The sequence below is a fragment of the Glutamicibacter nicotianae genome (assembly GCF_016907615.1).
Lineage (GTDB): Bacteria > Actinomycetota > Actinomycetes > Actinomycetales > Micrococcaceae > Glutamicibacter > Glutamicibacter nicotianae.
Genome location: NZ_JAFBCH010000001.1, coordinates 3,112,798 through 3,135,000, shown reverse-complemented (window position 1 = coordinate 3,135,000; position 22,203 = coordinate 3,112,798). Strand labels below are relative to the sequence as shown.

The window sequence follows — 22,203 nt, the reverse complement described above, 5'->3', positions numbered from 1 at the left end:
TCTCACCTTGTACTCTTGGTGGTCGGACCACATATGGTCAGACCACCTCGAGTAAGGACGCCCACACCGTGTTTACACCATCCACGGATCCAATTGCGGGGAGCGTTGCTGTTTCAGCACTTGTCGCGCTGATCCCGCTTGTAGCATTTTTCGTGCTCCTGGCAGTTATCAAGGTCAAGGCCCACTGGGCAGGCCTTGGCTCGCTAGTTGTAGCTATTATTGTCGCCATTTTCGGCTGGAACATGCCAGTCGGAATGGCATTGAATTCCGGACTGATGGGCATGGTCTTCGGCGCCTTCCCGATCGTCTGGATCGTTGTCATGGCGATCTTCCTCTACCAGGTCACCGTCAAGTCCGGCCGCTTCGAGGACCTGCGTCGCGTATTCGACGTCATCGGCGGCGGCGATGTGCGCATCCAGGCAGTGCTGATCGCCTTCTGCTTCGGCGGCCTGCTTGAAGCGCTGGCCGGATTCGGCGCCCCGGTGGCGATTACCGCCACCATGCTGCTGGCCCTGGGCCTGTCCCCGCTGCGCGCTGCCTGCGCCGTGCTGATCGCCAACACCGCCCCAGTAGCCTTCGGCGCCGTGGCGATCCCAATCACCACCGCTGGTGCTTTGACCGGCATCCCTGCTGCTGACATCGGTGCCATTGTCGGCCACCAATCGCCACTGCTGGCACTGTTCGTGCCATCGATCCTGGTACTGATCCTCGACGGCTGGCGCGGTATGCGCCAGACCCTGCCAGCAACCCTGACCATCGGCATTTCCTTCGGTGTCGCGCAGTGGCTGTGCTCGACCTACTTCTCCTACGAGCTGACCGATATCGTCGCGTCGCTGGTTGGCCTGGCCGCAGCCGTCATCCTGCTTCGCTTCTGGACCCCGAAGGGTGCCGATGAGGCTCGCCAGCGCGTACTGACCGCTGAAGCCGCAGCAGTTCCCCATGAGGACAACACCAAGCTGCACATGGGCAACACCTGGATGGCTTTGTTCCCGTACCTGCTGGTTATCGTCATCTTCGGCGTTGCCAAGCTGTGGAAGCTGGGCGTGGACATTCCTGCATGGCTGGCAAGCACCGACATCAAGTTCGGCTGGCCGGGCCTGGATGGCAAGATCCTGAACGCCGAAGGCGAAGCGGTCACCTCCACCATCTACAACTTCCAGTGGCTGTCCTCCCCGGGCACCCTGCTGCTGATCACCGGCCTGATCGTGGCCCTGGTCTACTCGAAGAACGACGGCAACGGCGAATACAAGATGACCTTCGCCGAGGGCGCTGCCGAAATCGGCAAGACCATCTACAACATGCGCTTCGCGGCACTGACCATCCTGTCGGTTCTGGGCTTGGCCTACGTGATGAACCTGTCCGGCCAGACCATCACCGTTGGCACCTGGCTGGCGGGAACCGGCGCGTTCTTCGCCTTCCTCTCGCCAATCCTGGGCTGGATCGGCACCGCGGTGACCGGCTCCGACACCTCGGCCAACGCGCTGTTCGCCAAGCTGCAGCAGACCGCCGGCATCAATGCAGGCATCGATCCGAACCTGCTGGTTGCCGCCAACACCTCCGGCGGCGTGGTCGGCAAGCTGATCTCGCCGCAGAACCTGGCCATCGCCGCCACCTCGGTGAAGATGGAAGGCCAGGAATCGGTGATCCTGAAGAAGGTTGCCGGTTGGTCCGTAGGCATGCTGCTGGTGCTGTGCTGCTTGGTTTACCTGCAGTCCACCCCGGTACTGTCCTGGATGCTGCCGTAGCCCTGACCGGCTAAAATAGATCCGATGTCAATGAATCCAGCTCCGCGTGCGTACCAGATCGTTCTCCAGGCAATTGAAGAAGATCTGCGTACAGAGAAGCTATCCGTAGGGGACCAGCTTCCCGGCGAGCGTGCGCTCGCGGAGCGGCATGGGATTTCGCGGGCTTCGGTCCGCGATGCCATCCGCATCCTTGATGTGATGGGCATTATCAAGACGTCTACCGGCTCCGGGCCCAACTCCGGAGCGGTGATCATCTCCAACCCCTCGGCCGGCATTTCGCAGGCCTTGCGGCTGCACTTGGCGGCCAAGGGCATCAACGTCCGCGAGATCGTCGAGTCGCGCATCCTGCTGGAAACCTGGGCCGCGCAAATGAACCCCCGCGACCCGGTTTACGCCCAGCAGGTCATCGACCGCACCGCGGTGCTGATCATGCGCATGGATGATCCGCAGCTTTCGCGCGAAGCCTTCCACCGCATAGATGCCGAGTTCCATGTGCGCCTGGCATCCATGGCAGGAAATTCGGTGGTGGAATCGATGATGGAATCGCTGCGCAACTCGATCAGCGACTACGTCTCCGACTCGGTCCCCAGTGACGAGGCCTGGCAGCCGGTGGTGCGCGTGCTGCGCCGCCAGCACAAGGCCATCCACCACGCCTTTGCGACGAATCAGCGCGAACGGGCAGCCCAGCTGCTCGAAGAGCACATCAACTGGTTCTACTCGCAGACGCGGTAAGGATAAGCAAGAATTCAGCATGCGCATGGCGCCCCGCATAACGGTTCGGAAATTTTCCGATCCGGCCCCGGGGCGCCATTGCCGTATTTGCTAGCTGGCGATGCTCACCGCGGTTGTCACCGGTACCGGGTTGGCGAACAGGTCCAGTACCGGGCAGTGGGCATCCACTGCCTGGCGCAGTTCTTCATAGCGTTCGGCCGATTCGGGGCCGGAGATCTGGATATCCAGTTCTACCGATGAGAAGCCCGGGCGGATGGACTTGTCGATGCCGAAGAGGCCACGGACATCGAGGTGGCCGTTTGCCTGGATCTTCACCTCGTCCACCTGGATGCCGAGGTTCTGCGCGTACAAGCGGTAGACCACAACCTGGCAGGAGATCAGCGCGCCGAGCGCATATTCCACCGGGCTTGCCGCGACATCATTGCCACCCAGGGCAGCTGGCTCGTCGACCTGGAAAGTGTGCTTCCCGGAGACAATGTTGCTGGCTACCGAATCGAAACCCTCGCCCTGAACGGTAAAGGTCAATTTGGCGCTTTGCGGGGCCGCCGAGATGCGTTCGCCCCAGCCCTTGCCCGCTTCCTGCAGGCGCTGTGCGCGGTCTTCGGACACGGTCAGGGTAGATGCTGCATTAGACATGAGGAATTGATCCCCTTTCTGGCGCAAGGGGCGCCATCGCTTACGCAACTTGGCGTTCAAGATGCGTCGAATCTTCACCTGGGGCACCCCGCACAATGACGCAGGAGGGTTGCCGTCCACTCAGCCAGGGCTCAAAGAGCGGAACTCGTGATTCTGTGCTTCTTTTCTATCGGCCGAGGTGCCAGCGCGTAAAGGGCAGGGGTAACTTTTCGTCATCGGGCAACTTGTCTGGCTGCTCGCTAAGATGGAATCGAGCTCTCGGGCACCCACTGCACGAACAATGAACGGCGAGTATGGAATTCCAGCTGACACTTTCTGCGGCCCAGACCTTGGTGACCGAATCCGAATACAACCTGGGCCAGTTCCTCTGCGATTCCGGAAAAGTGGAGATTGTCCACCGGGACGTGAAGCCGGGATTTTCCCGCATTTCCGCAATGGTGCTGCGCGAATCGGTGATGGCCGAACTGCAAATCAACCGCGGCAATATCAGCTTCACCAGCTTCTGCAGCAAGCATCCGGGCGTTCAATCCTGCGAGGATGTCGCCGCCTTGCTCATTGAAGTCACCACCGAAGAGGACCAGGGCTTCTTCGTCTCCGACTCCGGCGCGGACCCTTTCGCATGGAAACGCAACAGCAAGCCGCAGTGGGAACGAACCCTTGACCGTCTGCTTCCAGCAATCCCAGATGAGCAACTGGTTGACGAGGAACCGCTGGGATTGATCCTTAAAGTGGTCAGCGAACCCCGCTACGGAGGCGCGGACGCGCTGACCTTGCAGGCGCGGCCGGCCCGCCGGGGCACCAAGAGCCCTTGGGTCCAGACCGGAGTCAGCTGGCGCAACGTCGCCTTCGATGAGCGCTTCTCCAAGAAGCAGCGCCGAGCGGTCGTTGAACTGGACCGGTTGCGCGAACACGTGGAACAGAACACCTACCGGCATTCATGGGATCCCAAGGACTGGATCTCGCTGATGGATCTGCCTGGCCAAGACCTGCTGGATGCCTTCGAGGCCCTGCGCGACGCCGGAGTGCAGATCGTCAACGGCGGTTCCGCTGCCAAGCTCCCGGTGGAATTCAGTGCGCAACCAGCCATGGCCCACGTGGATGTGCGACGCACTGAACAGGGCCTGCGCATGGAAGGCAAGCTGCGCGGGCCGCGCGAAGAGCACCACCACCTCTTGCCGATCGGTACGCCACCGACCCTGCTGGCCTACGCCTCCAGCCCCTTGCCGAAGGCCAAGGAACTCGGATTGGCGCAGTTCGCTGAACCTGTCACGAAAGAACTGGCGGCCTTCATCGAATCCGGTGCGCACATCATTCCGGATGGAGCCATCGATCTATTCGAGACCCAGCATCTGGACCGATTGCGCGTGATGGCGCCGCTGAAGAGCGAAAATGGCAGCTACCGCATCCCGGTTCCCGCGCGCCCCAGCCTCAAGCTGTCCTTGGAGAGCATCCAAGCCCCGCTGACCGTGCGCTATTCCTGGGAGTACTCATCTAAGGGGCCTCGCCAGCATGCCGTGGAAAGGGAAATTGCCGCTTCGGTGCAGGACAAGCTCGGCGAGCTGGGCTCGCTGGGGCAACTGACCTCATCAGGGATTTTCCCTCCGAAGGAATTCAGCACCTCTGAGTCCATCGACTTCCTGGTCCACGCACTGCCGCTGCTGGAAGAGCATCCCGATGTCATTATCGAGGAGCAGAATCGGCTGCCCAAATACCGGATCAGCGATGCCCCGGCCACCGTCAGCGTCGAAGCGGGTGAAAGCACGGGTGACTGGTTCGACCTGTCCGTGGAAGTGCTCCTGGGCGAGATCAAGGTGCCGTTCGCGCTGTTGCTCGAAGCACTGACCAAGCAAGATGAATACCTCATCCTCGATGACCTGACGGTGATCCCGATTGATGGTGCGGACTTTGCCCAGCTGCGCCAGCTGATTTCCGAAGCGGGGGAGCTGGGCACGGTGCAGGGCGATACGATTCGCATCCACAAGTTGAGCATCGACTGGTGGCAGGAACTGGTGGATCTGGGAATTATCGAAGCCCAGCACAACCAGTGGCTGCAGACCATGAAGGCTTTGCAAAGCGGCGAAGAGATGAAGCCTGTTGAGCTCTCGGATACCTTCAATGCGCAGTTGCGCCCCTACCAGCGCCATGGGCTGTCCTGGCTGGACTTCTTGCGCTCCCATGGCCTGGGCGGGGTCCTCGCCGATGACATGGGCCTGGGCAAAACCGTGCAGCTGCTGGCCTGCCTGGAACAGGCACGCGTTGAAGATCCCGGCCAGAAGTTCCTGGTGCTTGCCCCTACTTCGGTGGTGGGTAACTGGATCAATGAGGCTCAGCGTTTTGCCCCGCAGATGAGCGTCACCGGCATTACCTCTACGGCAAGGAAGAGCGGCCAGGATTTGGCTGCGCAGATCGGTGATGCGCAGCTGGTGGTGACCAGCTATACGATCTTCCGCTTGGCCTATGAGGATTTTGAGGCCGCTGGATTCAACGTGATGATCATGGACGAGGCCCAGCAGCTGAAGAACCACGCGTCCAAGGGCTACAAGCAGGCCCGGCAGCTGCCGGTGCCGTGCAAATTCGTGGTCACGGGCACGCCCATGGAGAACAACCTCACGGAACTGTGGGCGTTGGTCTCGCTTGCCGCACCTGGCCTGCTGGGTGGTGCGAAGTCCTTCAAGGACAACTACCAGAAGCCAATCGCCGACGGGGACCAGGAACGGATGGAACGCTTGAAGAACCGTCTGCGACCGTTCGTGCTGCGCCGCACTAAGGAACAGGTCGTTCCCGAGCTGCCGGCAAAGACCGAACAGGTCCTGGAAGTCGAGCTGGAGCCAGGGCACCGGAAAGCCTATGACCGCCGCTTCCAGCGCGTGCGGCAAGAAGTGCTGGGCCTGGTTGGCGATGTTGATTCGAATCGGTTCCAGATTCTCCAGTCGCTGACCTTGCTGCGTCAGCTGGCTTTGGATCCCTCGCTGGTAGGCGAAGGCAATGCGCCCAGCGCGAAGCTGGAAATGCTGCGCGAGCTCATGGGGGATGCGGTTTCCGAAGGACACAAGATCCTGGTCTTCAGCCAATTCACCAGCTTCCTGTCCAAGGCACGCGACGTCGCCGAGGAGCTGGGCATTGAGCACGGTTACCTTGATGGGGCCACCAGCGGCCCCAAGCGCAAGGAACTGATTGACGGCTTCAGCGAAGGCAATTTCCCGGTCTTCTTCATCTCGCTGAAGTCCGGTGGATTCGGCATCAACCTCACCTCAGCGGACTATTGCATCCTGCTTGACCCGTGGTGGAACCCCCAGGCCGAAGCACAGGCGATTGACCGTGCTCATCGCATCGGTCAGACCCGGCCCGTCTATGTGTACCGTTTGGTAGCCAAGGACACCATCGAATCCAAGGTGCTCGCGCTGCAGGCCAAGAAGACTCAGCTGTTCAACGATGTCTTGGGCGACACCGCCGAGGGAGCACAGAGCGCTGCGCTTAATGCCGATGATTTCTTGGCATTGATGGATTGATGTACAAAAAGCTGAAGCCTTGGAAACCAGATGGTTTCCAAGGCTTCAGTTGCTTGTGGGGCATTAGAGTATCTCGTCAAAGCTGTGGTTGAGGCGATGCAGGAGATCTCCGAAGTTCTTCAGTTCGGATACTTCCCATTCCTTGAGCTGGCGGCGCAGTTCCTCACGCAACGTGTTGCCGCTCGAACGCCATTTTTCCTTGGCAATATCTGTTGCCGAGACCAGCTGGGCCCGGCCATCGGCAGGATCCTGGGTACGAGTGACGAGGTCCAAGGACTCAAGGTGCTGCACGAGGCGCGAAATGGTTGCCTTGTCCAAGCGCAGCTTCTCTGCGAGCGCCCCCTGCTGCTGCGCCTCATCACGGATGACCACTGCAAGCAAGCGGTACCCCGGGTCCTGCAGATCCGGATGGATGATCTTGGCACGACGGATCAGCATTTGGCGGGCACGCAATAAGATGGCGGTGAATTCTTCTTCGACCGTCTGCATCAATTCTTCTTCTTGCATAGAAACCATTCTAAAGTTCAAGGGCCAATAAGTCTGATATTGGACTCCGTAGCCGTACTAATCCGAAGCGTGAAAAAAGGGACACACTAGCTGAACGTCATTCAGTGCCCGGAAAAGACGAGGTCGGCAAAATCGTCTGCGATTGTCGTTCTTCTGGGGGCGATCATGGATTCAGTAACAATGCCAGTAGCGGGGCCGAAAAATAAAACTTGACGCTTCAACTAACGATTGCTAACTTTGAATCATGACTCAGCGATCCGACACACCTCCCGTCTTGTTCCTTAGCCATGGTGCGCCTCCATTGGCCGACGACCAGCGCTGGACCGGCGAACTAGCCGAATGGTCGGGCGCTTTCGAGAAGCCCAAAGATATTCTGATGATTTCCGCGCACTGGGAAAATGCGCCCGTGACACTGAGCGCCACCCGTCAGAAGAATGAGCTGGTCTACGACTTCTGGGGTTTCCCGCAAAAGTACTACGACGTGCGTTACGACGCCCCGATGGCACCGGAGCTGGCGAATGAAGTCGAGCGCCTCACTTCGGCCTACGGCCACCATGTGGAACGCGATGAAACCCGCGGCTTGGACCATGGAGCCTACGTGCCACTGAAGGAAATGTTCCCGGAAGCCGACATCCCGGTGGTGCAGATGTCCATGCCAACGCTGGATCCCTCGGGGCTTTTCGATTTGGGCAAGTCCTTGGCCCCCCTGCGGGATCGGGGAACCCTGATCGTCGGCTCCGGATTCACTACGCACAACCTCAAGTGGTTCAACCCGGCCGGCGGAGCGGATGCGGCCCCTCCTTCGGCCTCCAGCGAGTTCGACCACTGGGCCGAAGAATCCATGGCCCGCGGCGACGTGGACTCCATCCTCGACTTCCTCCACAAGGCTCCGGCAGCGCGCGAAGCGCATCCGCGTTCGGAGCACTGGGCTCCGCTGTATGTTGCACTGGGGGCGGCGTACGCCTCGGGAGGCATCGATGCCAAGACCGCAATTGACGGTTTTTGGTATGGCCTGTCCAAGCGCTCCTGGACCCTGAGCTAATCGCTGCATGAAGCTTGACCGGCAGGAAGTGCGGCACCGCAAGGTGCCGCACTTCCTGCATTTAAACAGCTTCATCGAGGTGAAAGGCATGGGGGCTGGTGGAGATCTTAGAAATTTTCCGGCCCCGGCTCGCGGGGGACTTGGATCAGAAGAACAAGGTCAACCCAAGTTGCTGTCTGGATAAATAGCCCGTGAATATGTTCTGCATCCGCGATTTTTCGTGATGAGGCTCACCATGGTGACGTGTTTCACGTTATGCTCTTATGGTCAGACCATAGTGGTCTGACCATATATAGGTCATCTTGCTGCAATGATCGAGTCCACGCATGGGCGGAGTTCTGCGCGAGTATGGTCAGAAAGGACCATGGATATGGACAACTTAGGTGTGCTCGCACTGTTGGCATTGGCACCGATTCTTGTGGTGGGCATTCTTCTCGCCGGGCTCCGTTGGCCCGCAAAATACGCCATGCCCGTTGGATACGTCGTTGCGGTAGTAGTCGCGCTTTGGGTGTGGAAAATGGACTTCAACGGGGTGCTCGCAGCGTCCATTGAAGGCCTGGTTATCGCATCAACTATGCTGTATATCGTCTTCGGCGCATTGCTCTTGCTCGCGACCCTGACGGTCGGTCGCGCGATGAACACCATCCGGGCGGGCTTCAATAACATTTCAGCTGACCGACGGGTGCAGGCCATCATCATCGGCTGGCTCTTTGGCAGCTTCATCGAAGGCGCGTCCGGATTCGGCACTCCAGCTGCGGTGATTGCACCGCTGCTGCTCGCTTTGGGTTTCCCGGCGATGGCTGCGGTCATGGTTGGCCTGATCATCCAGAGCACCCCGGTCAGCTTCGGTGCTGTGGGCACCCCGATTCTGATCGGTGTGAACCAGGGGCTTGGCGGCGATCCTGCTGTGGCTGAACGCATCAATGTCCTCGGATTGACCATGCCCGAATTCATCAACACCATCGGTTTCCAAGTTGCATTCATGCACGGCATCATAGGCCTGCTGATCCCGTTGATCATGGTCTGCATGCTCACTGGATTCTTCGGGCCGGAACGCCGCTTCAGCGACGGCTTGAAAATCTGGCCATTCGCCATCTACGCTTCACTGGCCTTCACCGTGCCTTCGGTTCTGACTGCACGCTTCCTCGGCCCGGAATTCCCGTCGCTGTTCGGCGCACTGGTTGGCCTGGCACTGGTGATGTTCACGTCCAGCCGCGGCTTCCTGATGCCGAAGGAGATTTTCGACTTCGGACCACGTGCCAGCTGGAATGAGCGTTGGAACGGCAAGCTCGATCCGGAAAACGCCGTAGACAACACCATTACCGTCAGCATGAAGAGCGCCTGGGCGCCGTATATCCTGATGGGCGTGCTGCTGGTGCTGACCCGTGTAATTCCGGAAGTGAAGACCTTCCTGACAGGACTCCAGATTCCGGTTGCCGACATCCTCGGTACGGGAATCACCACCTCGATCCAGCCGTTCTATCTGCCTGGCTTCATGCTGATCTTGGCCTCCTGCTTGGCCTTCGCCTTGCACAAGATGAACGGCGCGCAGATCGCCCGAGCCTTCAAGGTTTCGGCAGCGCAGCTGTGGGGCACCGCGGTAGCGCTGCTCTTCGCAGTGCCCCTGGTGCGTATCCTGATCCACTCCGGCCCTGAACTGAATAACTCTGGCCTGGCCAGTATCCCGGTGACGCTGGCCGAGGGCGCCGCGGCAGTTTCCGGTGGCATGTGGCCGTTGATTGCACCGTGGATTGGCGCCTTGGGTGCATTCGTCGCCGGATCCAACACCATCTCCAACCTGACCTTCTCCCAGTTCCAGTTCTCCACCGGTGCGCAAATCGGTGTTGCTCCAGAATCGATTGTGGCAGCTCAGGCGGTTGGCGGGGCCGGCGGCAACCCCATCTCGATTCACAACATCGTGGCCGCATCGGCAACTGTGGGATTGCTGGGCCGCGAAGGCGACCTGCTGCGCAAGACCATTTTGGTCACCAGCTACTACTGCCTGGCCGGTGGCGTCATCGCGTACCTGTTCGTCTACGGCATCGGCATGAATCCGGGAACGATCATGCTGGTGCTGCTCCTGTTGGCTTTGGCCGGCATCGGGGCATGGATGCTCAAGCGTGATTCGATTGCGGGACGAGCAGCCGATCTGCGCTAGGCACCGCAGATGGGCTAGAAAGCGAAGAACAGTGAGGCGCCGGATGATTCCGACGCCCCACTGCTCTTAACCGGTAACCAGATGGAGCTTCAGGGCTAGTTCATGGTTACGGATGCATCATCGATGCGGAACAACGTGGCCTGATAGCTGTCTTCCACGCCCTTGAAGCGCAGAGTGACGGTCTTGCCGCGGAAGTTGCCCAGGTCAACGGTCTGCAGTTCGTAGTTCGAGCTGGCATCCAGGTTGGACCAGGATCCCATGTTGTAGGTTCCGTAGTTATCCAGAACCTGGACGGTCAGCTTGTCGTACTGGCTGTAGGCAGTGGTTTCGTTGGTCAGCACATGCAGGTAGAACTCCAGCTGCGCAGCAGAGGCATCTGCCGGGATGGTGACTTTCTGGTCCAGGGTGTAGGTGTTGGAGTTGCCCCAGCCATTCAGGCCAGCCAGGCCGTTGCCGGAACGGGCAGCCGAGCCGGTCTCGAAGGTGTCCGCGCGGTTGGCAGTCCAGTATTCCGAACCATTCTCGAAGCCCGCGTTCTTCAGCAGGTTGCCGCTAGGCTCCGGATCCGGAGTTGGCGTGGGGTCGGTACCTTCCATGGCGTTCATGATCTTGGCGGCATCCACCAGGCCGGCACCGCAACCGATGTTGCAACCGCCTGGCATCGCGCGGGTGCCCTGCTTCAATGCTGTTTCCACTGCAGCCGGGGACATCGACGGGTTTACCGACTTCATCAGCGCGACCATGCCCGCTACGTGCGGGGTAGCCATGGACGTGCCCTGGTAGAAGGAGTAGCCCTGGCTGGACGGGGTGGTGGAGCCGGTGTTGATCGTGGACAGCACGCCCTGGCCAGCATAGCGGGTGTCGCCGCCTGGCGCGGTGACATCAATGGCCGAGCCGTAGTTCGTGTAGTACGACGGAGCGCCCGATGGGTTGCTTGCCGCTACGGTAATGACGTTCTCGCAGTTGGCCGGGCGGGAATTCGAAGCGTTCTGGCTTTCGTTGCCGGCGGCGACAACCACCGACGTGCCACGGGACACCGCCGAGTTGATGGCTGCCTGGTAGGTGGAGCCGCACGCGCCGCCACCGCCAAGCGACATGTTGATGGTGTCGGCCGGGGTCGGGTTGTTCGGAACGCCAGGGACCGAACCTCCCGAAGCCCAGATGATGGCATCGGCGATGTCGGAGAGGCTGCCGCCGCACTTGGCCAGAACGCGCACCGGCTGGATCTTGGCATCCGGAGCAACACCTGCCACGCCGCTGGAGTTATTGGTGACCGCGGCTACGGTGCCGGCCACGTGGGTGCCGTGCCAGGAGGAGCTGCCCGAGTAGCTGCCACCGCATTCGCCGGCGGCGTACCAGTCGCCCTCATCCTGCGGGTTGGCGTCGCGGCCGTTGCCGTCGCGGGCCGAGGCGGAGCTGGAGACGAAGTCGTAGCCGGAAATGACGTTGGCATTCAGGTCGGAATGCGAGGTAATGCCGGTATCCAGGACAGCGACGATGCTGCCTTCGCCGGTGGCGACGTCCCACGCCGACGGCAAGCGCATGCCGTTGGTGCCGCTGTAGTGCCACTGCTCGCCGTAGCGGGTGTCGTTGGGAGTCATGGAGATCTTCATGATGGCATCTGGTTCCACCGATTCCACGAGGCCGGACTGGGCGATATCGGCCATGAACTCCTTGGCGCCGTTGCCCTTGAGTTTCTTGTCGGCCTTCACCACGAAGCTGCCGGTGGCCATGGCGCGCATCTCCTTGACGGAAACGCCTGCCGCCTTGGCTGCCTTGCCCCAGGCCTTGGCGCGGGAGGACTTGCCCGCTTCCTTGGCTGATGCCTTGTAGGTGACGATGAACTGGTCGTAGGCTTCGCCTGATTCAACCGAACCGATCTTGACCTTGTCGTCTGCGCTGGCCTTGGGGAGGGACTTTTCAGCGGGAACCGGAACAGGGGAGGCAGTGGCTGGCAAGGCGCCAATGCCGAAGCCGCTCATGCCGATCACTACGGCCGCCGAGACGGCCAAGGTCCTCCGAAGAGGGGTGGAAAAACGTGCCATTGATGTTCTCCTTGTAGGGTTTTTGGGCGCACAAAAGCCGGTGATCAATCGATGTGGTGTGTGCCGGTAGGAGCGTACCTGCTCTCCAACTCCTAAAGGAAGTACTTTTCAAATAAATCTTTTATATTCACACATGTACTAAAAAGGTGTTTCACATATTTCAGTGCCTTAATGTGGAGGAAAATGCGGGTCTGCGAAATGAATGGAAGTTACTTTGCATGCGAAGTGGATAAAAATTTTCAGATCGATCTGACCACGGTAAATTTGTATGAGAATATTTGAAACATAGTCATTTTCCCGCGACTGGCGATGGATTTCCGGATGGATCTCCTCACCTTCTATCGACTTCACCAAGTTCATGGCGTTAGTATCGAAGCAAAGCTAATCCATTGAATAACCTGTGTTCGGGGATGAGGATGCAGTGGCGGCGATGTTCCTCCGGGAGGTGCAATCGGGAAATCATGCTGTGGGGGACATGAACCGAGGTACAGAACCTAGGCATTTTCATCGAAAAACACATCAGCAACGAAATCGAGCGGGTTCAGAACACAGTTTCGCCAGCAGGCGTAGGCTAATGCTGATTGTGAAGGGAGAAGTGTCTATGGGGCAACGTGTCCTGGCAGTAGACGGCGGGCAGACCGGGATCAAGATCCGCTTCGAACACCGCGGCGAGATCAACGAGCTGCGCTTTCCCGGCGTGCAAACCAACGAGTCGGTCCTGCCGCAACTGGCACGAGCTATCCGCCACGCGCTGGCCGAGACCCCCGGAGTAATCACGATGATTGGTGTCGGCACCACCGGCCTGGTGAAAGCCGAACACGACGCACGGCAGCTCTTTGAACTCATCGGATCCCCAGAGATCACTGATATTGCGCTGGCGCATGATTCGGTGACCAGCTATCTCGGAGCACTGGGCGACCGCCAAGGTGCGGTCGTTGCCGCCGGAACCGGTGTTGTCACCCTAGCGGTGGGCCCTGGCTCGGTTGCGCGAGTCGATGGCTGGGGCTACATCATGGGAGACGCCGGCAGCGGCTACTGGATTGGCCAGCAGGCAATGAGCGCCGCCATGCGGGGCTTCGACAGCAGGGGGCCAGCCACCGCGCTGACCGAGGAGCTCACTCAGCTCTGGCCCGACCTGACCGAGGCGTACATCGAGCTGCAGGCCATGCCCAACAAGGTGGCGACCGTAGCCGCCTTCGCGCAGAATGTTGCCCGGCTGGCGGCTGCCGATGACGTAGCCGCCGAAATCTGCGCGCGGGCTGGAGAGGAATTGGCCTTTTCCGCCGCGGCGGCAGTGCGCCGCGCGGGATTGGAACGTGGCCCAGGACCGCTGCCAATCGCGGCCATCGGGGGAGTGCTCGCCGGGGAATACGTCAGGAACAGCTTCGTGCAGCAGCTGCAGCTGCTCATCCCCGCTGCGCATGTCCAGGACTCGACGGGCAACGGGCTGGATGGGGCCCAAGGTCTGGCGCTCTTGCCGGATGAGCATCCATTGCATCAGCTCGTATCGCGCTTTCGTGCGCAGCCGTAAGTCGCGGACAACGGTGAACACAGGCCTTTAAATAGGTGCTGGCAAACAATAAGTGACAAGATTAGCTCAGAACCTAGTGATTATTAAGGAGTCATCGTGAGTTTCCGAGTTGGTCCCGTAGATCTTGTCCCAGAAGGCGAATCGCTGCTGGTTGAAGCCAAAGACAGTGGAGCACGCGAAGATATCGCGATTTTCCACGCCGAGGACGGCAACTTCTACGCTCTGCAGGATGAATGCACGCACGAGGTCGCCTCGCTGTCCGAAGGATGGCTCGAAGACTGCGCGGTGGAGTGCCCATTGCACTCATCGAGCTTCGACTTGAAGACCGGCAAGGTGCTGTGCATGCCAGCCACCGTGGACGCCCGGACCTACACGGTGAACGTTGTGGATGGCTTCTTGGAGCTTGAAGTCTAGATGCCTTCCGTGCACATCATCGGGGGAGGGGTCGCAGGATACGCCCTGGCCCGCCACCTGGTGCAGCAGAACTACTCCGGATCCATCAAGATCAGCGATGCCCAGGGCCTGCCGTACGACCGCCCGCCATTGAGCAAGTCCCTGCAGGCAGAACCCTTCGCGCCGGTGTCCTGGTACCAGGACAATAATGTCGGGCTGATCCAGGAAGAGGTGGAGCGCCTGCAGCTGCCGCAGGCGGCCGATGACTGGGTGGTGCTGGCGACCGGCACCCGGCCCAAGGCATTGGAGATTACTGGCGGGCACCACGCGCGCAGCCTGCACAGCGCGGCCGACGCGGCCTGGATCTCCGAGGTCCTGGAATCGGGGATGTTCGGCCAGCGCGTGCTGGTCATCGGAGCGGGACTGGTCGGGGCCGAATTCGCTTCCACCGCCAAGATGCTCGGCGCGCAGGTCACCCTGGTTTCCAACTCCAACGCGCCACTGGCCCATGTTCTGGGCCAAGAACTTGCCGAACAGCTGCACGCAGACCATGCCGATCGTGGCATCACCACCGTGACCGGTGCGGTCACCGAGCTCGGTCCGAACCATGCCCTGGTCAACGGCCAGCGCCATGAGGCAGAGCTGATCGTGGCGGCCATCGGAGTCGAACCTGAAACCGCGCTCGCCGAGCAGCTGGGCCTGGAGGTGGATGACGGGATCCTGGTGGATGAGCAGCAGCGGTCGCTCGGCTGCCCGCAGGTGCTGGCCATCGGCGACGCCGCCCGGGAAGAACACCAGTCGCGCACCGTGCATTGGGAAGCCGCGATGGAAGATGCAGCCCAGGCGGCGGCGACGATCATGGGCACTGCCTCTGTGCAGCGATCGGTACCGTGGTTCTGGAGCGACCGCCACGAAATGCACGTGGAAACGGTCGGCGACTTCAGCCAGGCCGCCAGCACCGTGACCCGCCTGAACCGGCGAGGCAAGATCCAGATAATCTTCGGTCTCGATGCCAATGGCTCATTGGTGTCAGCCTCGATGATCGATGGAGGCCTGATGGCCAAGGCAGTGAAACGGCTGATCGCCAAGTCAGCCACCCCAAGCATTGAACGATTGAAGGACCCAACCGTGGGTCCGCGCGAGTTAGGCCGGTAGGAAACTTATGAGCGCAGCCGAACCGATGGAGGTTCCCGCGGCCCTGTGGACGCCCATCAAACGAGTTGGCCCCGGCTGGATCGCCGCGGTGGTCATTGTCCACATCGGCATCAATGTCGGCTTCTTCGCACCGATCCAGGTGCTGCTCGGCTTGCACGCCGAAGCGCTGGACGCCAGCCAGAAGAATGCGATCCTCTCGCTGGTCACCGGTGTCGGCGCGGCCGTCTCGCTGGTAGCCAACCCGCTGTTCGGCGCCCTGAGCGACCGCAGCACCTCGAAATTCGGACGGCGCATTCCGTGGGTGTTCTTCGGAACAATCTGCGCTGCACTGGCCCTGCTGCTGATGTCGACGGCGCACACCGTCAGCACGCTGGTCATCGGCTGGGCGCTGACGCAAGCGGCCGGCAATGCAGCATTGGCAGCGATCTTCGCGGCCATCCCGGACAAGGTGCCGGTGGAGCAGCGCGGCATGGTTGGCGGCCTGGTGGCCCTAGGCCAAACCTGCGGTTCGCTGATCGGCGCGGTGATCGGCATGGTCGCTGCCAGCAACCTGGTCTTCGGCTATGCGATCGTCGCAACCGCTGTGGCGATTTGCTCCATTCCTTTCGTTCTGATGCGCCAAGACGTCGCACTGCCCAAAGGAGCGCTGGAGCCGCTGAAGCCGCTGGAATTCCTGCGCAGCTTCTGGATCAACCCGGTCAAGCACCGCGATTTCGGCTGGGCCTGGCTGACCCGCTTCCTCCTGTATCTGGGCTGCCAGCTCTGCCTGGTCTACCTGCTCTTCTTCCTGCAGGACGCGATCAAGCACCCGGAACCGGCACAGGGAGTGCTGGTGCTGACCGCGATCTACGCCTTCTGCGTCATCTTCTCCTCGGTGATTTCCGGCAAGCTCTCGGACAAGGACGGCAAGCGCAAGAAATACGTCATCCTCTCCTCGGTGATCGTGGCTGCCGCGGCAGGCGTGCTCACCTTCGCTACCTCGTTCACCACCGCCATCGTCGCAGCAGTGCTGTTGGGCATCGGCTTCGGCGCGTATCTGGCGGTGGACTTCGCGCTGCTGACCCAGGTCCTGCCGAATGCCGATTCGCGCGGCAAGGATCTGGGCATGATCAACATTGCCAACTCCCTGCCCCAGGTGGTCGCCCCGCTGATCGCCTGGTTGGCGGTGACCTGGTTCGGCGGCTACCCGACCCTGTTCCTGTGCTCGGTGGTAATCAGTCTCCTCGGCGCCGTGCTGGTACGCCAGATCAAGAGCGTTCCCTAGAACCCGGGCCAAGAATCCTGCTGCATCGCGCAGCCAAAGGAAGGGAAGCTGCGCGTCGCCGGGAACTGGTGGCGGAAAAGGGCCATGGGGCGCTACCTGAGGTCGTATGATGAATCCAGCGATCCGCAATTACGAGGAGCAGGTGCGGCCGAATGCCACTGAACGAACCAGGACGGGAAAGCCGTGCGCCGCAGCTTGACGGCATTGACCGCAAGCTGCTGGCGCTGTTGGCGAAGAACTCGCGGCGGACCAACAACTCCCTGGCAGAAGAGCTGGGCATTGCGCCTTCGACCTGTCTGGCCCGCTTGAACGCCTTGCGAGATTCGGGAGTCATCTCGCGATTCACCATCGAAGTCGACCCGGCGGTGCTGGGCCGCGAATTGGAAGCGCTGATCTTCGTGAAGATCCGACCCGGAGCCCGTCACCTGATGTCGAACTTCGCCAGTGACATGAGAAGCAAGCCCGGGGTGCGGCAGCTGTTCTTCCTTGGCGGCGCCGACGATTTCGTCCTGCACGTCGCGGTGCGCAACTCCTCGGACGTACGCCAGTTCGTGCTCGACAACCTGTCTGCGAATCCTGCCGTCGCGACGACGCAAACGTCACTGGTGTTCGAACACGGACATGGCAGTGGAGGGTTCTGACCCGCATTCTTGCCATTTTTCGACCGTTCGGTGTTCGCAGGAGCAGTCTGCCTCACAGCATTGATCGAAGAAACATGCTAAACTTGATGTTCTTCTCGTAGCATGGCTGCGGCCCGTTGGCCGCTGGGGACCGGTTCTCCAGCACGGCAGTGGAACCTGCCGCAGCTGCGACTGAATGAATGGGGAGGTTGAGAAGTCCATGAATTTTGACGCAACTCTGATCACCGCAGTGGTGACGTTGATTGTTCTGGCCGTTGCAACTGCTGTGCTGGTCATCCGGTACAAGCGCACTCATCAGGCGGAAATCCGCCAGGCGCTGATTGCCAAGGCGCGCAAGCGCGGCGTTACCTCGCCGGAAGACCTGTCGAACCACGACCTGGCATTGCAGATCCGCGCAGCGAAGCGCCAGCGCAAGCAGGATGGCAAGGATCTGAAGACCGCATAGGGTTTGGTCCTTTGCGCTGATTGTGCTAAGCCCCAGTCCATTTTTGGACTGGGGCTTTGCCGTGCCACGGGCCATGTCATCCGCTGGCCTGCGCATTTATCGAAGGCGAATAATCCATGAAATGGTACCGGTAGCAATTCCCTGCGACCTGCGAAATACAGGCCAATAACCACCGCGGAAAAATTGCGGAAACTATGCTTCCCGTCACCAGAAAAGTCGATTTAGCCCCAGAATCTTGCGGATTGCATCACAAGAGCGTGTGGGCTTCTGAACAAACCACTTCTCAGTAGATAGACGGTCGGAAATGATGGATATGACTGGAAATGCGCAAAATGATAATTCCCTAGGAGCAGCAGCAATGGCCTCGATCCCACTCGGTGAAGACATCCTCTTGGCACGCCACGGCGCCAATATCGTCAAGCTTCGCCAGGATCGAAAGAACCGCATGACTGTTGCCTATTTGCGCAGCGGGGCAATCGATACTGCCTCGAACCTGCTCACCGCTCCGGTTCCCGCATTGACCCCGGCAGCCAGCATCACCGAAGGCGCAGCTCGCTACCTGAACGATGAAGCCGAGATCAGCCGCCGCGAGGTCCGCTCGCTGGTCAAAATCTCCCTGGGCTTTTCTGCCCTGATGGGCGTCGTGTTCGGCGGCCTGGTCCTGGCGTTGTACAAGGTCGGCGGCAACGAAGCGCTCCAGTCGCTGAGCTACATGAGCGCTGTACAGTAGCTTTTCCAAGCATTTTCAGAAGACGGGATCCCGGGGCAACTCGGGGTCCCGTTTTTGTGCGTCCCCGATTGGCATCGGTTATGCCTTGGGACTTGCGGCAAGTCTCGTATTTCTGGCCTTGCGGGCATAGGATGGCGGCAACCGACAAGGATGGGAGCAGGCCATGCGTTTTGTTTTGGAAGTCAACTTCGATACCGAGAACATGCAGCTCAAGCCGTTGGAAGAGCTGCAGAAGATTCTGCGGGACTGGTCGACGAACATCACGATGTATCCGATCGTTGCCGGTGCCCAGGAGGACGTCTACGACTCTGACAACGAGCAAGTAGGGGAGTGGGCTATCCTCGACGACTAGTTCCGTCGCTTTGAGAACCGCCCGATGGCGTAGCCTGCCGCCAAGGTGATCAGCAGGATCAGCCACAACGGCGCGGCGGTGTGGAAGAGGAAGAATTCCACGCGCACATAGGTCAGGTTCTGCAGGATGAATACCAGCGCAATAGCCACCAGTGCAATTGAAGCCCACTGCTTGCCGGTGATCCGCGGCGTCGGCTCATTGTCCATGGTCATCAGCTTCCGTTGGCCAGCAGTCCGGATACCAGGGCGGAGAGCCCGCGCTGGAACGAATCATCGCTGGTATCGAGCTTCGAGCGGCGTTGCGCCGCCACGGCCCGGGTGAAATGCGGAGTCAGATCCTGATGGTTGCTGGTATCGAAAATGTCATGGGGCGCGGCGGTGTCCATGGCCGAGCCGAAAATGAACGACTCCAGTGCGACAATCGTCGGCACAATCTCGTTCTCCGCCATGCCGAAGTCCGCCAGTGCTTCGGCCACGCGCTCGTACATGCCCAGGGTGCGCGGGGAATCGGTGACCGGCAGGACTGCAATGACCGGGATCAGCGGAATGTGCCGGGCGAAGACGTTGCGGTAGCTTGTGGCCCACTTCAGCAGTGCTTCCTTGATGCCCGCCTCGTCGAATACCGAGGTGTCGATATCTGCCATGACCCATTCCTGGATCCACTGCAGCAGGTCGTGCTTCGAATCGACGTGGTTGTAGAGCGCCGAGGGCGAGACGCCAAGGGATTTTGCCAGCCGCTGCATGGTCAGCGACTCGTAGCCGTCCCCGGAAACCAGTTCCAGCGCATGCTCGGTGATGCGCTCCCGGTTCAGCACCGCCTTGCGTGGGCGGCCGGCTCGTCTCGCTTCCGTTTCGCTCATGCGGACCTCTTCCTGACGTGGGGTGCTTCACAACTGGATGTTCGTACCCTATGCTATATGACAAGTAAATGAACAATATTCATTTAATTGTGCAAGGGAGCGATCATGGAACATCTGGAACGCGACGTCGTTGTCATCGGGGCGGGGCCATCCGGGCTGACAGCGGCCTATGAGCTGAGCAAGGCCGGCAAGTCCGTCGCCGTGCTCGAAGCCCGCGACCGTGTGGGCGGCCGCACCTGGACCGATGTCATGGACGGGGCGACCATCGAAATCGGCGGCCAGTGGATCAGCCCCGACCAGACCGGCCTCTACTCGCTGATCGAGGAGCTGGGTATCGAGACCTTCGAACGCTACAAGGCCGGCAAGAGCGTCTATCTCACCGAGGACGGAGAGCGGATCGCCTACGAGGGCGAGGACTTCCCGGTGGCTGCCAGCACCGTAGCCGAAATGGAGAAGCTGGTGGCGCTGATGAACGAACTGGCCGCCGGCATGGACCCGGACAAGCCATGGGAGCACCCGCAGGCCGAAGAGCTGGACAAGATCTCCTTCCACCACTTCCTGCGCCAGCACTCTGCCGACGAGCTGGCCTGCAACAACGTGGGACTGTTCATCGCCGGGGGCATGCTCACCAAGCCGGCGCACACCTTCTCCGCGCTGCAGGCGGTGCTCATGGCATCCTCGGCCGGCTCCTTCGACAACTTGGTCGACGAGGACTTCATCCTGGACCGGCGCATCGTGGGCACCATGCAGGGCGTCTCCAAGACCCTGGCCGAAAAGCTGGGCGAGGGCATCGTCTTCCTGGACAACCCAGTGCTCAAGCTCGAATGGTTCGACGGCGGCGTGGTGGCCCACGGCAGCACCGTGACCGTCTCGGCCAAGAAAGCGGTGCTGGCGGTGCCGCCGAACCTGTACTCGCGCATCTCCTACCTCCCGGCGTTGCCGCGCAAGCAGCAGGTCACCCACCAGCACCAGTCCATGGGACTGGTGATCAAGGTCCACGCCGTCTACGACACCCCGTTCTGGCGCGAAGAAGGATTGTCCGGCACCTGCTTCGGACCGGCCAATCTGGTCCAGGAAATCTACGACAACACCTACATCGGCGAGGAAACCGGCACCCTGGTCGGCTTCATCTCGGACCTGAATGCCGACGCCATGTGGGAATTGGACGAGCAGCAACGCCGCGCGGCGATCCTCAAGTCCATGGCCGGCTACCTGGGGGAGAAGGCCCTGGATCCCAAGGTCTTCTACCTCTCGGACTTCGCCGCCGAGGAATGGACCCGCGGAGCCTACGCCACCAGCTACGATTTGGGCGGCCTGCACCGCTTCGGCCCGGCGCAGAACGAGAATGTCGGACCGATCTACTTCTCCTCCTCCGACCTGGCCGGCGAAGGATTCCAGCACGTGGACGGCGCAGTGCGCATGGGCCGGCGCTCTGCCGCACGCATCATCGCCGCCCTGGACGGCACCGATTATGACCCGAGCTATGACGGGGTGGCCACGATCACTCCTGCCAAGGAAGAGGCGAACGCCTAAGCCATGGAATTGCTTGTAGGCTACACCGCTGACCAGCGCGGTGCCGAAGCCATCGAACTGGCCAGCGCCCTGGTGGCTGGCACCCGCGATGCATCCTTGAAGATCGCCATCGTGCTGCCAGCCTCCACCCCCTTCAATGCCGTCTACCCCGGCGGGGATCATGGATTCTCCACCATCCTCTCCGCCCAGGTGGACCGCTGGGCGGCCGAAGCCCTGGCCCTGGTGCCAGACGGCATCGCCGCCTCGGTGGTGGCCCGCTCGGTGCCCTCGGTGGCCGAGGGGCTCATCGCCCTGGGCGAGGAATACGGGGCGCACGGGATCGTGCTGGGCGGGCGCAAGCGCCACCGCGCCGGCTTCTTCAGCCCCGGGGCGATCGCCAACGCGCTGCTGCATTCATCGCCGATGGCAGTATTCATGTCCTCGCCGGCATCGTTGGCCACGCTGCGCGCGGCCAACGGGAAGATCACCCGGCTGACCGCCTTCGTCGGGGACCGGCCCGGCGCACGCGAGGTCATCGGCCTCTCGGCGCGGATCGCCGCCGCCTGCGCTTTGCCGCTGCGCGTGGCCACGCTCATCTCCCAAGCGGAGCTGGCCAACCCCGAGCAGGAGCTGGGCGACCACCTGGCCAAGACCCGCAGCTATCTGGAGGAACTGACCGAGTCCCTGGGCCTGGATGCGGCCATCGAGGTGGTCTCCGGGCAGGGACTGGATGAAGCCACGGCCCAGCTGTCCTGGCAGGACGGGGACCTGGCGCTGCTCGGTTCCGCCCGGCTGGCCGCTCCGCGCCGGCTGTTCATCGGACCCAAAGCCCAGCGGATACTCGGCCAGCTCAACGTGCCCATGGGCGTCATCCCGACCCTTGACGCGGCCCGCTAGGAAACACCGCAACAATCCTGCACCACCCCTTATATTCCCCGGACGCCTGC

Annotated in this window: 21 protein-coding genes and 1 riboswitch; of the genes, 16 read left to right on the top strand and 5 right to left on the bottom strand. The window is 61.0% G+C overall.

Features of this window, described 5'->3' with window-relative positions; genetic code table 11:
* Positions 1–68: 68 nt before the first annotated feature.
* Positions 69–1,745, top strand: coding sequence for a lactate permease LctP family transporter (locus JOE62_RS14960; protein WP_204722971.1), 1,677 nt, complete (start codon positions 69–71; stop codon positions 1,743–1,745).
* 24 nt (positions 1,746–1,769) lie between these two features.
* Complete coding sequence (locus tag JOE62_RS14955) at positions 1,770–2,477, top strand: FadR/GntR family transcriptional regulator (protein WP_204722970.1); 708 nt, start codon at positions 1,770–1,772, stop codon at positions 2,475–2,477.
* A gap of 90 nt (positions 2,478–2,567) precedes the next feature.
* On the opposite strand, the gene JOE62_RS14950 is transcribed toward JOE62_RS14955, so the two are convergent.
* Positions 2,568–3,113, bottom strand: a complete 546-nt coding sequence (locus JOE62_RS14950; RefSeq protein ID WP_204722969.1) for an OsmC family protein — start codon at positions 3,111–3,113, stop codon at positions 2,568–2,570.
* Positions 3,114–3,144: 31 nt separating this feature from the next.
* A riboswitch (SAM riboswitch) is annotated at positions 3,145–3,266 on the bottom strand.
* Positions 3,267–3,406: 140 nt separating this feature from the next.
* On the opposite strand from JOE62_RS14950, the gene JOE62_RS14945 reads away from it, so the two are divergent.
* The gene (locus JOE62_RS14945; protein ID WP_204722968.1) at positions 3,407–6,622 is read left to right on the top strand and encodes a DEAD/DEAH box helicase; all 3,216 of its coding nucleotides are present in this window, start codon (positions 3,407–3,409) and stop codon (positions 6,620–6,622) included.
* A 63-nt stretch (positions 6,623–6,685) separates the two neighbouring features.
* Here JOE62_RS14945 and JOE62_RS14940 read toward each other — a convergent pair whose 3' ends face one another.
* A complete protein-coding gene (locus JOE62_RS14940; RefSeq protein ID WP_052254053.1) occupies positions 6,686–7,129 on the bottom strand; it encodes a MarR family winged helix-turn-helix transcriptional regulator in 444 nt (147 codons plus the stop codon).
* 244 nt (positions 7,130–7,373) lie between these two features.
* On the opposite strand from JOE62_RS14940, the gene JOE62_RS14935 reads away from it, so the two are divergent.
* From JOE62_RS14935 to JOE62_RS14925, 3 genes are all read left to right on the top strand, one after another.
* Positions 7,374–8,171 (top strand): dioxygenase family protein, encoded by a 798-nt coding sequence (locus JOE62_RS14935; RefSeq protein ID WP_204722967.1) that lies wholly within the window; start codon positions 7,374–7,376, stop codon positions 8,169–8,171.
* 7 nt (positions 8,172–8,178) lie between these two features.
* A complete protein-coding gene (locus tag JOE62_RS14930) occupies positions 8,179–8,355 on the top strand; it encodes a hypothetical protein (RefSeq protein ID WP_204722966.1) in 177 nt (58 codons plus the stop codon).
* Positions 8,356–8,541: 186 nt separating this feature from the next.
* On the top strand, positions 8,542–10,329 hold the full coding sequence (locus tag JOE62_RS14925; RefSeq protein ID WP_239543416.1) for an L-lactate permease: 1,788 nt from the start codon (positions 8,542–8,544) through the stop codon (positions 10,327–10,329).
* Positions 10,330–10,424: 95 nt separating this feature from the next.
* On the opposite strand, the gene JOE62_RS14920 is transcribed toward JOE62_RS14925, so the two are convergent.
* Entirely contained in the window at positions 10,425–12,374 is a 1,950-nt protein-coding gene (locus JOE62_RS14920; RefSeq protein ID WP_204722964.1) for a S8 family peptidase, read from the bottom strand.
* Positions 12,375–12,948: 574 nt separating this feature from the next.
* On the opposite strand from JOE62_RS14920, the gene JOE62_RS14915 reads away from it, so the two are divergent.
* The 8 genes from JOE62_RS14915 (at position 12,949) to JOE62_RS14880 (ending at position 18,885) form a co-directional block, all read left to right on the top strand.
* A complete protein-coding gene (locus tag JOE62_RS14915) occupies positions 12,949–13,905 on the top strand; it encodes an N-acetylglucosamine kinase (RefSeq protein WP_239543414.1) in 957 nt (318 codons plus the stop codon).
* Positions 13,906–14,001: 96 nt separating this feature from the next.
* Positions 14,002–14,319 carry a bifunctional 3-phenylpropionate/cinnamic acid dioxygenase ferredoxin subunit gene (locus JOE62_RS14910; protein WP_204722963.1) on the top strand — a complete coding sequence of 106 codons (318 nt, stop codon included), beginning with the start codon at positions 14,002–14,004 and terminating at the stop codon, positions 14,317–14,319.
* Complete coding sequence (locus tag JOE62_RS14905) at positions 14,320–15,453, top strand: NAD(P)/FAD-dependent oxidoreductase (protein WP_204722962.1); 1,134 nt, start codon at positions 14,320–14,322, stop codon at positions 15,451–15,453. It begins immediately after the preceding gene.
* 7 nt (positions 15,454–15,460) lie between these two features.
* Positions 15,461–16,717 carry an MFS transporter gene (locus tag JOE62_RS14900; protein ID WP_204722961.1) on the top strand — a complete coding sequence of 419 codons (1,257 nt, stop codon included), beginning with the start codon at positions 15,461–15,463 and terminating at the stop codon, positions 16,715–16,717.
* A 152-nt stretch (positions 16,718–16,869) separates the two neighbouring features.
* Positions 16,870–17,358, top strand: coding sequence for an Lrp/AsnC family transcriptional regulator (locus JOE62_RS14895; protein ID WP_204722960.1), 489 nt, complete (start codon positions 16,870–16,872; stop codon positions 17,356–17,358).
* 199 nt (positions 17,359–17,557) lie between these two features.
* The gene (locus JOE62_RS14890) at positions 17,558–17,803 is read left to right on the top strand and encodes a hypothetical protein (RefSeq protein ID WP_204722959.1); all 246 of its coding nucleotides are present in this window, start codon (positions 17,558–17,560) and stop codon (positions 17,801–17,803) included.
* A 358-nt stretch (positions 17,804–18,161) separates the two neighbouring features.
* The gene (locus JOE62_RS14885) at positions 18,162–18,533 is read left to right on the top strand and encodes a hypothetical protein (RefSeq protein WP_204722958.1); all 372 of its coding nucleotides are present in this window, start codon (positions 18,162–18,164) and stop codon (positions 18,531–18,533) included.
* A gap of 163 nt (positions 18,534–18,696) precedes the next feature.
* On the top strand, positions 18,697–18,885 hold the full coding sequence (locus JOE62_RS14880) for a hypothetical protein (RefSeq protein WP_038993331.1): 189 nt from the start codon (positions 18,697–18,699) through the stop codon (positions 18,883–18,885).
* Here the strand turns inward: JOE62_RS14880 and JOE62_RS14875 are convergent.
* Complete coding sequence (locus JOE62_RS14875; RefSeq protein ID WP_204722957.1) at positions 18,882–19,097, bottom strand: LapA family protein; 216 nt, start codon at positions 19,095–19,097, stop codon at positions 18,882–18,884. The two genes, JOE62_RS14880 and JOE62_RS14875, sit on opposite strands and share 4 nt — an antisense overlap.
* The gene (locus JOE62_RS14870; RefSeq protein WP_204722956.1) at positions 19,097–19,744 is read right to left on the bottom strand and encodes a TetR/AcrR family transcriptional regulator; all 648 of its coding nucleotides are present in this window, start codon (positions 19,742–19,744) and stop codon (positions 19,097–19,099) included. The genes JOE62_RS14875 and JOE62_RS14870 overlap by 1 nt, the downstream gene beginning before the upstream one ends.
* 105 nt (positions 19,745–19,849) lie before the next feature.
* Between JOE62_RS14870 and JOE62_RS14865 the strand changes: the two genes are divergently transcribed.
* Both JOE62_RS14865 and JOE62_RS14860 read left to right on the top strand, forming a co-directional pair.
* Positions 19,850–21,277, top strand: a complete 1,428-nt coding sequence (locus tag JOE62_RS14865; protein WP_204722955.1) for a flavin monoamine oxidase family protein — start codon at positions 19,850–19,852, stop codon at positions 21,275–21,277.
* 3 nt (positions 21,278–21,280) lie between these two features.
* Positions 21,281–22,153, top strand: coding sequence for a putative universal stress family protein (locus JOE62_RS14860; protein ID WP_204722954.1), 873 nt, complete (start codon positions 21,281–21,283; stop codon positions 22,151–22,153).
* Positions 22,154–22,203 lie beyond the last annotated feature (50 nt).